This is a genomic window from Kitasatospora sp. NPDC022785 (assembly GCF_055561295.1).
Genome location: NZ_JBVHHB010000015.1, coordinates 25,464 through 41,727, shown reverse-complemented (window position 1 = coordinate 41,727; position 16,264 = coordinate 25,464). Strand labels below are relative to the sequence as shown.

Below are 16,264 nucleotides of genomic sequence, written 5' to 3'. Positions count from 1 at the left end.
CCGGCCACCGCCGCGGCGGTGCGCGAGGTGTCGATCCAGTAGCGGTCCCGGCTGAACGGGTAGGTGGGCAGGGCGATACGCGCCGGCGCCTCGCCGTCGTGCAGCCCGGTCCAGTCGACGGTGACGCCCCTGACCCACAGGTCCAGCAGCCTGGCGAGGTCCCGGCCGGTGAGCGCGTCGTCCAGCCGCTCGTCGGCGGCGAGCCGCGCGAGGGCCTCGGAGTCCCCGCTCGCCCGGCCGCGGACCAGGCCCTCGGCCTCCTCGCCGGCGGCGAAGGCCGTGAGCCGCGCGACCAGGCCCGGCAGGGAGTCCACCACGACGCCGAGCCGCTCCCGCATGGCCTCGCGCCCCACCTGCAGCGTCCGGGCGAGCGAGGGCAGGTCGGCGTCGGTGAGGCCCTTCGCCTCGATCCAGTCGGCGAGTCGGCGCGCCTTCTCGGCCAGGCGGTCGGCGCTGCGGGCGGAGAGCACGACCAGGACGGGCGCTCCGGAACCGGCCTCTGCCACGGCCGCGGGCTCCGCCCGGTACTCCTCGACGACCAGGTGGGCGTTGGACCCGCCGGCGCCGAAGGAGGAGATGCCGGCGATCCGGGGCAGCTCCCGCTCGGCGCCGTCGACCGTCATGACGGGCCGCTGCCAGTCGGCCAGGGTCTGCTGGACGGTGAAGGGCGTGCCGTCGAAGTCGATGTGCGGGTTGAGCTCGGCGGAGTGCAGCGAGGGGGCGAGCTTGCCGTGCCGCATCTGCAGCAGGACCTTGGTCAGGCCGGAGATGCCCGCCGCGCTCTCACAGTGCCCGATGTTGCTCTTGACCGAGCCGATCGCGCAGAACCGGTCGTCCTGGGTGTGCTGCCGGAACGCCTTGGTGAGCCCGGAGATCTCGATCGGGTCCCCGAGCGCGGTGCCGGTGCCGTGCGCCTCGATGTAGCTGACCGCGCGCGGGTCGACCCCGGCCTGCTGCCAGGCGTCGGTGATCGAGCGGGCCTGCGCCAGCGGGCTGGGGACGGCGTAGCCGTTGGTCCGCCCGCCGTGGTTGACGGCGATGCCGCGGATGACGCCGTGGATGCGGTCGCCGTCCGCGACGGCCCTGGCCAGCGGCTTGAGCAGGACGGCGCCCACGCCCTCGCCCGGCACGTAGCCGTCGCCGCCCTTGCCGAAGCTCTCGCACCGGCCCTTGCTGGAGACGAACTTGCCCTGGCCGAGCATCAGGTACTTGTTGGGGTGCACCGACAGGTTGACGCCGCCGGCGAGCGCCACCTCGCACACACCGGACCGGATGCTCTGGCAGGCGAGCTGGATGGCGCTGAGCGAGGAGGAGCACATCGTGTCGACGCTCATGCTCGGGCCGCGGAAGTCGAAGTAGTAGGAGACCCGGTTGGCGACGGCCGAGGGGTTGCCGGAGAGCGCCACCGGGCGCCCGAGGGCCTGCTCCTGGGCGCCGTAGAGCTGGTACTCCTCGTACATCACGCCGACGTAGACGCCGATGTTGGGCACCGCGCCGTTCTCCGAGGGCGCGTTCAGGCCGGCCGGGGTGTAGCCGGCGTCCTCGACGGTCTCGTAGGCGCACTGCAGGAAGAGCCGCTCCTGAGGGTCCATCAACTCTGCCTCGGAGGGCGCGATATGGAAGAACAGCGGATCGAACTCGGCGACGCCGTCGACGAATCCGCCCCACTTGCTGTACGTCTTGCCGGGCGCGTCCTTGTCCGGGTCGAAGTAGGCGCGGTGGTCCCAGCGGTCCGCCGGGATCTCGGTGACGCTGTCGCGGCCGGCGGCCAGGTTGGCCCAGAACTCGTCCAGCGTGCGGGCCTGCGGGTAGCGCCCGGAGAGGCCGATGATCGCGATGTCGAGCCCCCGCGACGCGTCCGGCCCGGCCACCGGCGCCGGCTCGGGCGCGCGGGCCGGCCCGGGCCGGCCGGCCGGCGCGGGTGCCTCGAACCGCGTCGCCCACCGGCTCGACGCCAGGGGCTTGCGCGGCACGGCGCCGCCCGGCACCGCGTCGGCCCGCACGGCACCGCCCGGCACCGCCTTGCGCGGCCGGCCGGCCGAGGCCGGCGTCTCCTCCTCGGCACCGCCGAGGAGGCGCAGCAGCGACGGCCGGTGGGTGGCGAGGAGGTGCCGGGCCAGCCCGTGGAGGTCGCGGAACTCGAAGAAGAGGGTCTTCGGCAGCGACCCGAGGACGGCTTCGAGCTCTGCCGTCATGGTCATCGCCATGACCGAGTCGATGCCGAAGCTCTCGAACGCCCGGTGGGCGTCGACCCGGCCGACCGGCACCTTGGTGGCCTGGGAGAGCAGGCCCTTGAGGTACGCGGTCGCCTTCGCTTCGAGCTCGTCGTTGTCGTTGTGCGTCACGGATTCGTCCCGACGGCAGAGGTGACAGGGAGGGTCTGGTGCGAGGCAGGTGTTCCAGGTGGTCCGGACGGGTCGGCCGCGGTGACCATCACCTGACTGTGCGGGGAGTTGAGGATGCGGTGGAACGCCGTGACCCCTTCGGCCGTCCCCAGCGGGACGACGCCGTGGCGCGAGCGCAGCAGGGCCTCCGTCTCCGCCGCGACGTGCATGCCGCCGTCGGCCCAGAGCGGCCAGTTGACGGACTGGCTGTGCCCGGCGCGCTCGCCGCGGACGACGAGCTCCTGCCGGTACCAGGCGTAGGCGTCGAGGAATGCGTTGGCCGCCGCGTAGTCGACCTGGCCGACGTTCCCGGTGGCACCGGAGACGGACGAGAAGGTCACGAAGAAGTCGAGCGGGAGAGCGCGGGTCGCGGCGTCGAGGTTCACCACCCCCGACACCTTGGGTGCCAGGACGTCGCGCAACTCCCCCGCCTGCTTGCGCAGGATGAAGCCGTCGTGCGTCACGCCGGCGCCGTGGATCACGCCGTCGATCCGGCCGCACCGCTCCAGCGTCCGCGCGACCAGCGCGTCGGCGTCGGCGCGGCTCGCCGTGTCGGCCTGCTCGTAGTACGCGGCGCGGGCGCCGAGGGCCACCAGCTCGTCGAGCGTGCGGCGCTTTCCCCGGTCGGACGGGGAGCGCCCGGTCAGGACCAGGGTGGCGTTCCCGGTCTGCGCGGCGATCTCCCGGGCGAACACGAGGCCGAGCGCCCCCATGCCGCCGGTGACCAGGTACACCCCGTTCTCCTTCCAGGGGAGCGGAGTGGCGGACGCCGTGGCGTCCTCGGCCCAGACCTGCACCTCGCGCCGGCCGTCGCGGTAGCGCACGAGAGTGTCCTCCGGGTGGGCGCGGTTCTCCAGGATCCGTCCGACGGCCGTCGCCGGGGTGTCGGCCGGGTCGAGGAGAAGCAGCTGGCCGGTGACGTTCGGGTTCTCCAGCCCGGCCGTACGGAGCATTGCGGCGAGGCCGGAGAACGGGAGTGCGTCCGGGCCACCGGCGAACGCCAGCTGGAGGTGGGCCTTGCCGGCCGTACCGCGCACCTCGGACTTCAGCCGCTCCAGGAGCTGCACCGCGTAGCCGGCGTACCGGCCGTCGAGGGTCCCGCCCTCGGGGGTCAGGACGACGACCTCGCTGTCGTCGCTGCCGCGGAGCAGCTCCGCCGCCTCGGGCAGTCCGCCCAGGAGCACCGTCCGCCGCGCGCCGTCCACGGTGGAGGGCCCGTCCTGCGCGGGCCTCGCCTGCCACGACGGGTAGGAGAGTGCCGCTGCGCCGGGGATCCCCGCGGGACCGACCGGAATATGAGGCAACGTCACTTGAGGAGACGTTACATGATCACCAGTCGACTCCGGGATGGAAATCGGATCATGATTTTTCGTCAGGTCCAGCGTGCGGAACGACAGCCCTCCGATGCGTACACGGACGCATCCGTGCTGGTCGGCCAAGTCCACGTCGAGCTTGCGGGTGGCCGCGTCGCCGCCCTGGTCCGCGCTCGGACGCACCCACGCCCACATCGCGTCCGTGCAGGCGTCGAGGACGAGGACGTCGTCCACGGCGAACGGCACGGCGAGGCCGGAGCCGTCCGCCGCCGCCCCCTCGGCGCCCGGCCGGCCGAGGACGCCGACGCAGGCCTGGAGCGCCGCGTCGAGCAGGCTCGGGTGCAGGGTGAAGTCGCCCTCGGTGCCCCGGAGGACGTCCGGCAGCGCGAGCTCGGCCAGCGCCTGCCCCGGCCCGGTCCGGATGTGCCGGACGCCCCGGTGCGCGGGCCCGTAGGCGATGCCGGCCGCCCGGTAGAGCTCGTAGCACTCGTCGGCGGAGAGCCCGGGGAGGTCGCAGGCCTCCCGCAGGGCCTCCAGGTCGAGCACGGTCTCCTCGACTCCCTCCACGAAGTAGAGGGCCCCCTCGCTGTGCACGACGGGCTCCGCCCCCTCCGGGGAGCTGTAGGCCCGGAACCGGATGTCGCCGTCGGCCTCGGGGTGGAGGCCGACGTGCAGCTCCTGCGGCCGGTCGCCGACCCGCAGCGGCTGCGCCAGCACGATGTTGCGCAGCGCCACCGGCGCGGACGGCCCGACGGCCGTACGGCAGGTGAGGCAGGCGGCGGCGACGGCCATCTCCAGGAACGCCGTGCCGGGCATCGTCCGGGAGCCCTGCACGACGTGGTCGCGCAGGAAGAACTCCTGGCCGCTGAAGACCGAACTGAACCGCTGCTCCGCGAAGTCCGAGGTGTTGGCCTGCACCAGCGGGTGCAGCCGGTCCGGGGCCTGCGGGGCCCGCGCCACGACGGGCGCGCCGTCGAACGGGAAGCAGCGCTCGCGGGCGAACGGGTAGGTCGGCAGCGCGATCCGCCGGGGGGCGCCGGCGCCGTGCAGCAGCCGCCAGTCCAGCGGCACGCCGTTGGACCACAGTTCGAGCAGCTTCTCGTACTTCCCCTTGGCGGCCCAGGCCGCGATCATCGCGTCGAGGTCGGTGTCGGGGACGAACAGCGAGAGCACGCCGCCGTCGCGGGTGGCGGTGCTCCGGACGACCTCCTCGCCGCCGGCGCCGCCGTCGAGGAAGTCCCGCAGCTTCGCGACCAGGTCGGGCACCGACGTCGCGAGGACGCCGAGGCGCTCCTCCATCGCCTCGCGGCCCACCTGCAGGGTGTGGGCGACGTCCGCGAGGGCGAGCCCCGTGTGCTCCGGGCGCTCAAGCCAGTCCAGCAGGTTGCGGACCTGCGCCCGCAGCTGCTCCGGCGTCCGCGCCGAGAGCGGGACGACGGCGGGCTGCTCGTCGCCGGCCGGGGCCGGTTCCGCCGTCTCGGGCAGGTACTCGGCGATGACGATGTGGGCGTTGGAGCCCCCGGCGCCGAAGGACGAGACGCCGGCGACCCGCGGGGCCGCGGTGCCCGTGCCGTCGGCCGGCCCGGGGCTCGGCCAGTCGGCCAGCTCCCGCTGCACGACGAACGGTGTCTGCGCGAAGTCGATGTGCGGGTTGAGCGTCGTCGCGTGCAGCGAGGGGGCGAGCTTGCCGTGCTGGAGCTGGAGCAGGACCTTGGTGATCCCGGCGATGCCGGCCGCGCTCTCCGCGTGCCCGATGTTGCTCTTCACCGAGCCGATCGCGCAGAACTGCCGGTCGTCGGTGTGCTCGCCGAACGCCTTCGCCAGCCCGGCGATCTCGATCGGGTCGCCCAGGGCCGTCCCCGTGCCGTGCGCCTCGATGTAGCCGACGGCGCGCGCGTCCACGCCCGCCGTCGCCAGGGCCCGGCCGACGACGTCGGACTGGGCCTGCGGGTTCGGTACCGAGTAGCCGTTGGTCTTGCCGCCGTGGTTGACGGCCGTGCCCTTGATGACGCCGTAGATCCGGTCGCCGTCCGCGACGGCCTTCGCCAGCGGCTTGAGCAGGACGGCGCCCACACCCTCGCCCGGCACGTATCCGTCGCCGCCCGCTCCGAAGCTCTCGCAGCGGCCGTTGGTCGACACGAACCTGCCCTGGCTGAGCAGCAGGTACTTGTTCGGGTGCAGCGAGAGGTTCACCCCGCCGGCGACCGCCACCTCGCAGTCGCCCCACTTCAGGCTCTGGCAGGCCAGGTGGACGGCCGACAGCGACGACGAGCACATCGAGTCGACGCTCATGCTCGGGCCCCGGAGGTCGAAGTAGTACGACACCCGGTTCGCGATGGACGCGGGGTTGCCGGCCACCGCCAGCGGCGTGCCGCCGAGCTGCGCCTGGGCGCCGAGGAGCTGGTACTCCTCGTACATGACGCCGACGAAGACGCCCACCCGGCCGTCGAGCACGTTGCCCGTCCGGCCCTTCGCCGACGCCCGGGTGTAGCCGGCGTCCTCCAGGGTGTCGTGGACGCACTGGAGGAAGAGCCGCTCCTGCGGGTCCATGATCTCCGCCTCGCGGGGGGAGACGTTGAAGAACATCGGGTCGAAGTCGTAGGCGCCGTCGAGGAATCCGCCCCACTTGCTGTACGTCCTGCCGGGGGTGCCCGGGGCGGGGTCGAACACGGCGCCGACGTCCCAGCGGTCGGCCGGCACCTCGGTGACGCAGTCCCTGCCGGCGGCGAGGTTCTGCCAGAACTCCCGGACGTCGGCGGCCTGCGGGTAGCGCCCGGCCAGGCCGATGATCGCGACGTCGCCGCTGCCGGCGGCGGCGTCCCCGGCCGGGGCGGCCCCGGCCCGGGCCGGGGCCAGGGTGCGCCAGGTGCGCCCGGGCGCGGACGCCGTCCGCTCCGGGGCGGCCGGGGAGGGCTGCGGGCGGGTGCCCGTGGTGGGCAGCAGCTCGCGCATCCGGTCCGGCTCGGTCTCCAGGAAGTGCCGTGTGAGCGCCGCGATGGTCCGGTGCTCGAAGAACAGCGTCTTCGGCAGCGAGCCGAAGACCGTCTCCAGGGTCCGCGTCATGTCCATCGTCATCACGGAGTCGACGCCGTAGTCCTCCAGCGGCGCCTCCGCGTCGATCTTGGCGGCGGGCAGGTCGATGACCGAGGCCAGGAGCTTCCTGAAGTACGCCGTGGCCTTCCGGGCGGTGCCCTCGTCCGGGTCGGTCCCGCCCGCGGCCGCCTCCGGTGCCGCCGGACGGCTCGCGACCGGGCCCGGGGCCACGACCGGGGCCGGGGCGGCGGTGGCCCGGTCGGCGAGGAGGTCGGCGAGCAGGGTCTCCCGCAGCCGGGGCCGGTCGCCCTCCAGCACCAGCACCTGGCTGTGCGGCGAGGCCAGCGCCCGGTGGAGGGCGCGGACGCCGGTCTCCGTCCGCAGCGGGACGAGGCCGAACCGCTCGCGCAGCGACTGCTCGGTGCCCGCGTCGACGTGCATGCCGCCGTCGGCCCACAGGGGCCAGCCGAGCGACACCGTCCGCCCCTGCCGCTCCCCCGCCGCCACGAGGGCGTTGCGGTGGTGCGCGTAGGCGTCCATGAAGGCGTTGGCGGCCGCGTAGTCGCACTGGCCGACGTTGCCGAGGGCCCCGGCGACGGAGGAGAACGCGACCAGGAAGTCGAGTCCGTCCTCGCGGGTGGCCTCGTCCAGGTTCACCAGCCCGGCGACCTTCGGTGCCAGGACGCGGGCGAAGTCGTCCGCGTCCTTGCGCAGGATGAACGCGTCCTTGATGAACCCCGCGCTGTGCAGGATGCCGTCGATCCGGCCGTGCGCCTCACGGACCCTTCGGACGAGCGCCTCGGCGTCCTCCCGCACGGCGACGTCGGCCCGCTCGTAGGCCGCGTGGGCGCCGAGCCGCGTCAGCTCTGCGAGGAGCGCGTCCTTCTGCCCGTCGCGAGGCGCCCGGCCGGCGAGGACGATCCGGGGCTCGCGCACCCGGGCGGCGATGTCCCGGGCGAAAACGGCGCCCAGCCCGCCGGCGCCACCCGTGACCAGGTAGACGCCGCCGTCCTTCCAGGCCGGCTCGGCCGCGGGGCCGTCCTCCTCCTCGCGCCACCGCAGCACCTCGCGCGTGCCGCCGTGGTGGCGGACGGCGGTGTCGGACAGCGCGGCGCGGTCGGCGGCGACGTGGGCCGCCGCCTGCTCCGGGCCGTCCTGCGGGTCGACCAGGACGAGCTGGCCGAGCACCTTCGGGTTCTCCAGTCGGGCCGACCTGAGCACGGCGGCCAGCCCCGCCCACAGGGACGGCTCGTGGGCCGTCGAGGCGACCAGCTGGACGGGGACGCTCCGCTGCCCGCGCTCGCCCAGCACCTCCTTGACGGCGGCGAGGACGGTCAGCGCGTCCTCGGTGTAGCGGGCGTCGACGCCCGGCGCCGCGGAGTCCAGGCGCACGACGCGGGCCGTGCCCTGCGACTCCAGCGCCGCGGCGACCTCGGGCAGCCCGGCGACCAGCACCAGGCCGGCCTCGGTCGGCCCGGTACGCTCCGCACGCTCCGCGGGGACCCAGCACGGCGCGGCCAGCAGCTCGCCGACGGCCGGCTGCCCGCCGGCGGCGGGCGGCTCACCGGTGGCCTGCGCCGTGTAGGCGCGCAGGGAGACGCCCTTGAGCCGGACGCACACCCGCCCCTCGTCGTCGCAGAGGTCGACGTCGAGCCGGCGGACGGCGTCGCCCGCCCGGCCGCCGCCCTCGCGCACCCAGGCCCACATCGTGGGGGTGCACGGGCCGCCGGTCTCCACCTCGTCCACCGCGAAGGGCAGCAGGAGCGGCCCGCCCTCGCCGGCCGGGGGCAGCAGGCCCGCACAGGCCTGGAGGGCGGAGTCCAGCAGGGCCGGGTGCAGGCCGTAGCTGTCCAGCGTCCCCCGCACCGCGGCGGGCAGGACGAGCCGGGCGAGCACCTGGCCGTCACCGGTCCAGAGGCGGTCCAGCCCGCGGTGGCCGGGGCCGTAGGAGATGCCCCGGGCGCGGAACGCCTCGTAGGCCTCGTCCGCGTCCAACTCGGCGCCCCGGCAGGCGGCCTGCAGCTGCGGCAGGTCGAGGACGGTGGCGGCGGCCGGGCCGGCCTCCGGGGCCACCCGGACGAGGCCCTCGCTGTGGATCACCGGCTGCGCCGCCGGAGCGTCCTCGTCGCCGGTGCTGTAGATCTCGAAGCCGACCTCGTCCCGGCCCTTCGGCAGCAGGCGGACCTGGACGGTCCGGGCCCGTCCCTCCACCGTGACGGGCCGCGACCAGACGACGTTGCGGATCCGCAGGGAGCCGTGCGGCTCGTCCAGCGAGGCCGCCACGGCGGCCCGCGCCAGTTCCAGGCAGGCCGCGCCGGAGAGCACGCGCTCGCCCTGGACCTGGTGGTCCTTCAGGAAGAACTCCTCGCCCGTGAAGACCGAGGTGAAGCGCTGCTCGTTCAGGCTGGAGGTGTTGGCGTGGAGCAGGGGGTGGAGCCGCCCGGCGCCGGTGGCCGGCTGCCGGTCGGCGCCGGGCCCCGGGGAGAGCCAGTAGCGCTCGCCCTGGAAGGGGTAGGTCGGCATCGGCACCCGGCGGGCGGTGCCGTCCTGCAGCTTCGCCCAGTCCACCACCAGGCCGGTGACCCAGAGCTCCAGCAGCCTGCCGTACTCGCGCTCGGCGATCGAGGCGTCCAGCGCCCGGGCCAGGTCCTCGTCGGCGGCGAAGACGGCGAGTGCGCCCTGCCGGCGCTCGACCCGCCCCCGGTGGAGCTCGGCGACGCCCGCCTCGCCGGCGAGGAACGCCCGCAGCTTGGCGGCGAGTTCGCCGGTCGTGCCCGCGACGAGGCCGAGCCGCTCCTCGTACGCCTCCCGGCCGGCCTGGAGGGTGTGGGCGAGGTCGGCGAGCGCGACACCGGCGCCCTCCTCCTCGGTCGTCCAGCGCAGCAGCTGCTCCGCCTGGGCCCGCAGACCGTCCCCCGTCCGCGCCGAGAGCACCACGGCGGCGGGCCGGCCGTCGGTGGGCGCGTCGGCCTCGGCGGCCCGCGCCGGGACGTACTCCTCGACGATGACGTGCGCGTTGGAGCCGCCCGCGCCGAAGGACGAGATGCCGGCGATCCGCGGCGTCTCGGTGCCGTCGGCGGCGACCGGGCGCTGCCACGGCGACAGCTCGCGCTGCACGTAGAACGGGCTGTTCGCGAAGTCGATGTGCGGGTTGAGCACCTCGGAGTGGAGCGAGGGCGCCAGCTTGCCGTGCTTCAGCTGCAGCAGCACCTTGGTCAGCGCCGAGATGCCGGCCGCGCTCTCGGCGTGCCCGATGTTGCTCTTCACCGAGCCGATCGCACAGAACTGCCGGTCGTCCGAGTACTCCCGGAACGCCTTCGTCAGGCCCGCCACCTCGATCGGGTCGCCGAGCGCCGTCCCGGTGCCGTGCGCCTCGACGTAGCTCACCGAGCGCGCGTCGACGCCCGCCTCGCGCAGCGCGTGGCCGATCACGTTGTGCTGCGCACGGGGATTGGGGACGGAGTACCCGTTGGTGCGGCCGCCGTGGTTGAGGGCCGTCCCCCGGATGACGCCGTGGATGGTGTCGCCGTCCGCGATCGCCCGGTCCAGCGGCTTCAGCAGCACCGCGCCGACGCCCTCGCCGGGCACGTAGCCGTCGCCGCCCTCGCCGAAGCTCTCGCAGAGCCCCTTGCTGGACGCGTACTTGCCGTTCCCGAGCATCAGGTACTTGTTCGGGTGGAGCGACAGGTTGACGCCGCCGGCGACGGCGAGCTCGCAGCCGCCGGTCCGCAGGCTCTGGCAGGCCAGGTGCAGGGCGGTCAGCGAGGACGAGCACATGGTGTCGACGGCCAGGCTCGGGCCGTGCAGGTCGAAGACGTAGGAGACCCGGTTGGCGATGGACGAGGCGCTGCCGGACAGCGTGACGTTGCGTCCCTTCGCCTGCTCCTGGGCGCCGTAGAGCTGGTACTCCTCGTACATCACGCCGACGAAGACACCGACGTTCCCGGCGAGCCCGCGGTCGCCGTAGCGGCTCAGCGTCTCGCGGGTGTGGCCGGCGTCCTCCAGCGTCTCGTGCACGCACTCCAGGAACAGCCGCTCCTGGGGGTCCATGAACGCGGCCTCGCGCGGCGAGATGTTGAAGAACAGCGGGTCGAAGTGGTCCGCCCGGTCCAGGAAGCCGCCCCACTTGGTGTAGGTGCGGCCCGGCACGTTGCCGTCCGGGTCGAAGTAGGCGCTGTGGTCCCAGCGGTCGGCCGGGATCTCGGTGATGCAGTCCCGCCCCTCGGCCAGGTTCCGCCAGAACTCCCGGACGTTGCGGGCCTGCGGGTAGCGCCCGGCCAGCCCGATGACGGCGATCTCCGGGCCCCCGGAGGCCGATTCGGTACGGCGGGCCACGCCGCGCCGTACGCTCCGCCCGCGGCGGCCGGCGGTGCGGCCCGGGGCGGCGGTGCGGGCCGGGGCGGCGGCCGCACCGGCGGTGGCGGGGATCGCGGCGGGGGTGGTGGCGGCGGGCTCCTGGTCGTCCGAGCCCAGGAGCGCGGCCAGCCGCTCCCCGTGGGCGTCGAGGAAGTACTCGGTCAGCGCCCGGATGCTCTGGTACTCGAAGAACAGGGTCTTGGGCAGCGAACCGAAGACCTGCTCCAGCTTGTTGGTCAGGTTCATCGTCATGATGGAGTCGATGCCGTAGTGCTCCAGGGCATCGTTCACATCGATCCGGTCGGCCGGCAGGCGCAGCTGGGAGGCCAGCAGGCCGACCAGGTAGCGTCCGGCCCGCTCCGCCTGCGTGGTGGCGGGCTGCGGCGGCTCGGTGTCCCGCGCCGGCTCGGGCCCGGTGCGCTCCACCGGTGCCGGGGCGGCGTCCGGGGCCGCGTCCGCGTCGTAGGCCCGGGAGGTGAACCCCCGCAGCCGGCAGCGGACGGCGCCGGCGTCGTCGAGGAGGTCGATGTCCAGCTTGCGGACCCCGAGGGCCGGCCGGTCGTCCGCGCTGTACCGCACCCACGCCCACAGCTCCGGGGCGAGCGGCCCGAAGACCTCCAACTCGTCCAGGGCGAAGGGGAGGTGGAGCACCGTGCCGTCGGCCCGGCCGAACAGGCCGACGGAGGCCTGGAAGGCGGAGTCCAGCAGGCCCGGGTGCAGCACGAACGCGTCGAGGGCCTCCCGCGCCACGGCGGGCAGCACCAGGCGCGCCAGCGCCTGGCCGTCGCCGATCGCGATGCTCTCGACGCCGCGGTGCGCCGGCCCGTAGTCGAGGCCCATGGCCCGGTACGTCCGGTAGCACTCCTCGGCGTCCAGCCGTGCGGTGGAGCAGGCGGCCAGCAGCGCGGCCACGTCCACCGGAGCGGCCGGTGCGGCCGCGACGGGGACGGCCACGCCCTGGCTGTGCACGACGGGCTCGGCCCCGGCGTCGCCGTCCGGCAGGCTCGCGATCTCGAAGGCGACCTCCCCGCCCTCCTCGACCGCGAGTGTGGTCCGCACGTGCACGGGCTGCCCGTCCACCGTGACGGGGCGGGCCCACACCACGTTGCGCAGCGTCACGCCCTGCGGGCGGGCGTCGAGCGAGGCCTCCACGGCCGCCCGCGCCATCTCCAGGTACGCGGCGCCGGGCAGGACCTTGCGGCCGCGGACGACGTGGTCGGTCAGGAAGAACTCCTCGCCCGAGAACACCGAGCCGAAGCGCTGGGCGTCCAGGCTGGAGGTGTTGGCGTGGACGAGCGGGTGGAGCCGGACGGCGCCGGGGGCGGCAGTGGCCCGGCCGGTCGTGAGGTCGCCCACCCAGTAGCGCTCGCGGGCGAAGGGGTAGCCCGGCAGCGGGAGCATCCGGGGGCGCCGCCCGCGGTGGAGGCGGCTCCAGTCGACGGCCAGGCCCTTGACCCAGAGGTCGAGCAGCTTGTCGAACTTGCCCTTCTCGATCCACGCGTCGACGGTCGACGCCATGTCGGTGTCGGTGGCGAAGACGGCCAGGGTGTCCCGGTGGTCCTTGACGTTGCCCAGGTGCAGGTCCTCGACGGTGTCGTCGCCCGCGACGAACGCGGTGAGCTTGGCGGTGAGTTCGACGGCCGAGGTGACGGGCAGCGCGAGCCGGGTCTCCATCGCCTCACGGCCGGACTGCAGGGTGTGGGCGACGGCGTCGAGGTCCGGGCCGGCCTCGCCCTGGCGGGCGATCCAGTCCAGCAGGGCCTGCGCCCGCTCGCGCAGCCGCTCGCCGTCCTTGGCCGAGAGCACGATCAGCCGCGGGGTACTCGCGTCCGCGGTGGCGCCGGCGGTGCCGGCGCGGCGGTACTCCTCCACGACGACGTGCGCGTTGGAGCCGCCCGCGCCGAAGGAGGAGACGCCGGCGATCCGGGTCCGCTCCGCCGTGCCGTCGGCGCCGGCGGGGCGCTGCCAGTCGGCGGGCTCCTGCTGGAGCCGGAAGGGCGTCCGGGTGAAGTCGATGTTGGGGTTGGGCTCCTGCGCGTGCAGGCTGGGAGCGAGCCGGCCGTGCCGCATCTGCAGGACGATCTTCAGCAGCCCGGCGATGCCGGCCGCGGCCTCCAGGTGGCCGATGTTGCTCTTGGCCGAGCCGACGGCGCAGTACTGCCGGGCGTCGGTGTCCTTCGCGAACGCCCGGGTGAGCCCGTCGAGTTCGATCGGGTCGCCGAGCTCCGTCCCGGTGCCGTGCGCCTCCACGTAGCTGACGTCGCCGGCCGAGACCCCGGCGCGGTCCAGCGCCTCACGCACCACCTCGGCCTGCGCGCCCGGGTTGGGCACGGTGTAGCCGTTGGTCCGGCCGCCGTGGTTGATGCTGCTGCCGCGCAGCACGGCGTGGATGACGTCACCGTCCCGCTCGGCGTCCGCCAGCCGCTTGAGCAGCACCACGGCCGCGCCCTCGCCGGGCACGAAGCCGTTGCCGCCGGCGCCGAAGCTGCGGCACTTCCCGTCGTGCGACAGCATCCGCTTGCCGGACATCAGGGTGTAGTTCGACGGGTGCAGGTAGAGGTTGACCCCGCCCGCGAGCGCCAGGTCGCACTCGCCGCGCCGCAGATGCTCCATCGCCTCGTGGACGGCGCTCAGCGAGGACGAGCACATGGTGTCGACGGGCAGGCTCGGGCCCCGGAGGTCGAGCAGGTAGGAGACGCGGTTGGCGACGGAGGCGAACGAGGTCAGCGGGTGGAGGTTCTCGTTCTGCTCCCGGAGCGCGGGCCCGTAGAGGTCGAACCCGGTCTTGGAGACGCCGGCGAAGACGCCGACCCGCCCGCGGTGCGCGTCGGCCAGGCGACGGCGGGTGTAGCCGGCGTCCTCCAGCGCGTTCCAGGACTCCTGGAGGAACAGGCGCTCCTGCGGGTCCGTGTTCATGGCTTCCTGCGGCGAGATGCCGAAGAAGAGCGGGTCGAAGTCGGCGAAGCCGTCGAGGAAGCCGCCCCACTTGCTGTAGCTGCGGCCGAGCGCGACCGCCTCGTCGCGGTCGGGGTGGTAGAAGCCCTCCAGCCCCCAGCGGTCGGCGGGGATCTCCGTGACGCAGTCCCGCCCGGCGGCGAGGTTCTGCCAGTACTCGTCCAGGTTCGCCGCCTGCGGGAAGCGGCCGCTCATGCCGACGATCGCGATGGCGTCGGCGGTGGCCGGGGCCTCGGGCGCGGGGGCGGACGGGGCTTCGGGCGCGGCGGCGGACGGGGCCTCGGGCACGGGGGCGGGCTGCGCGACAGCGACGGGCTCCGCGGCGACGGCCGGGGCCGCGGCGGGCTTTGCGGCGGCGGCGGCCTCTGCGGCCGCGGCCGGCTTTGCGGCGGCCGCCGGTGCGGCGAGCCCGGTCCAGGTGAGGCACGTCCCCCGGTGCTCGCGGAGGAAGTAGTCCGCGAGGGCGTCCAGCGAGTTGAACTCGTAGAGGACCGTCTTCGGGAGCCCCGCGAAGGTCTCGGCGAACTTCCGGTTGAGCCGGGTGACGACGATGGAGTCGATCCCGTAGCTCTCCAGCGGGGCCTCGGCGTCGATCTTCGCCGCCGGGAGGCCGATCACGCCGCCGAGCACCTGCCGGAGCCGCTGCACGACCTTGTCGCGCAGCGCCCCCTCGTCGACGGCCGCGACGGTCACCGGTGCGGCCGTGGGCGCGCCTGCGGGTTCGGCGGCGGCCGGGGCGGGGCCGGCCGCCGGCGAGGCCGTCGGCTGCCCCAACAGGGCCCCGCGGATGCGCGCCCCGTCACCCTCGACCGCCATCACCTGGTGGTGCGTCAGGGAGAGGCTCTCGTGCAGGACCAGCACACCGGACTCGGTCCGCAGCGGATACATGCCGACCTGTTCCAGCAGGGCGCGCTCCGTCTCCGCGTCCGGCGCCATGCCGCCCTCGGCCCACAGCGGCCAGTTGAGCGAGACGCTGCGGCCCGAGCGCAGGCCCTCGGCGACCAGCCCGGCGCGGTGCCGGGCGAAGGCGTCCAGGAAGGCGTTGGCGGCCGCGTAGTCGGCCTGGCCGACGTTGCCGGTGACGGCGGCCGCGGAGGAGAACAGGGCGAAGAAGTCCAGCGCGTCGCCCTGGCTGGCCGCGTCGAGGTTGACCGTCCCGGCCACCTTCGGGGCGAGAACGGCGCGCAGGTCGTCCTCGCTCTTGCGGAGGACGAAGCCGTCCCGCAGGACGCCGGCACTGTGGATGATGCCGTTGATCGCGCCGTGCTCCTGCCGCACCCCGGCCAGGAACGCCTCCACGCCCGCGGCGTCGGCGGCGTCGAGCGGGGTGTAGTGCACCTGTGCCCGCGGGCGCCGCAGCGACTCCAGCAGCTGCCGCCGGCCCGCGTCGAGCGGGGAGCGGCCGGTGAGGTGGACGGTGGCACTGCGGACGGAACGCAGGACGTCCCGGGCGAAGATCAGCCCGAGGCCGCCGAGGCCGCCGGTGATGACGTAGGTGCCGCCCTCCTTCCAGGGCAGCGCGGGCCGCTCCGGGGCCGGCAGCTCCTGCCAGGCCAGGACGGAGCGGCCGCCGTCGTGCAGCCGCACGGCGCGCTCGTCCGGGCGGTCCCGGACGGCGAGGAGCTGCGCGGCGGTGGCGGCGGCCGGCGCGGCGGCGTCGACCAGGACGAGCTGGGGCACGAGCCGGGGGTTCTCCAGGGCCGCGCTCTTCAGCAGGCCCAGCAGGCCGGCGCCGAGGGCGTCCTCGCCGTTCCACGGACAGACGAGCTGCACCAGCGTCCGGGGCAGCGACGGGAGGGCGAGGAGCCGGCGGAGGGCGTCGAGCACCTGGCCCGCGAGGTCGGTGTAACGCTCCGCGACGCCGGTGGCGGGGCTCTCCAGGAGGCGCACCACGGCGGTGGTGTCCGACTCCTCCAGGGCCGTTGCCAGGCCGCGCGGGCCGGCGAGCAGCACGAGGTGGCCGGGCTCGCGCCCGGTCGCCGGGGTGCCGTCCGCCGGCTGCCAGACCGGGTGGAACCGGACCAGCTCCGCGCCCGCCTGCTCCCGGACCGGCTGCTCCCGGACCGCCTGGTCCTGGGCCGCCTGCTCCCGGACCGCCTGGCCGTGGACCGCCTGGTCCTGGCCGGCCTCCTCCTGGCGGCGCCTCAGGAACTCCTTGACGTACTCCTTGGAGACGCGCTCGGCCTTGAGATCCAGCAGCAGCTGCTCGAGTTGCCTGTCCAT

At 74.7% G+C, this 16,264-nt stretch carries 2 protein-coding genes (1 of these 2 running past the window's edge); both read right to left on the bottom strand.

The features are described 5' to 3' along the window. Nucleotides 1–2,345, bottom strand: the 5' portion of a protein-coding gene (locus ACZ3YO_RS22870) for an SDR family NAD(P)-dependent oxidoreductase (protein ID WP_465572197.1). The gene continues 6,298 nt to the left of window position 1, outside the view; the window shows 2,345 of its 8,643 coding nt (coding positions 1–2,345); the start codon lies at nt 2,343–2,345; its stop codon lies off the left edge, out of view. Further along, on the bottom strand, nt 2,342–16,264 hold the full coding sequence (locus ACZ3YO_RS22865) for an SDR family NAD(P)-dependent oxidoreductase (RefSeq protein ID WP_465572195.1): 13,923 nt from the start codon (nt 16,262–16,264) through the stop codon (nt 2,342–2,344). Before ACZ3YO_RS22865 ends, ACZ3YO_RS22870 begins: the two co-directional genes overlap by 4 nt.

What these genes read in the sequence shown, in the direction of transcription:
- ACZ3YO_RS22865 (WP_465572195.1), bottom strand. Translation starts at nt 16,264, where the DNA reads ATGGACAGGCAACTCGAGCAGCTGCTGCTGGATCTCAAGGCCGAGCGC.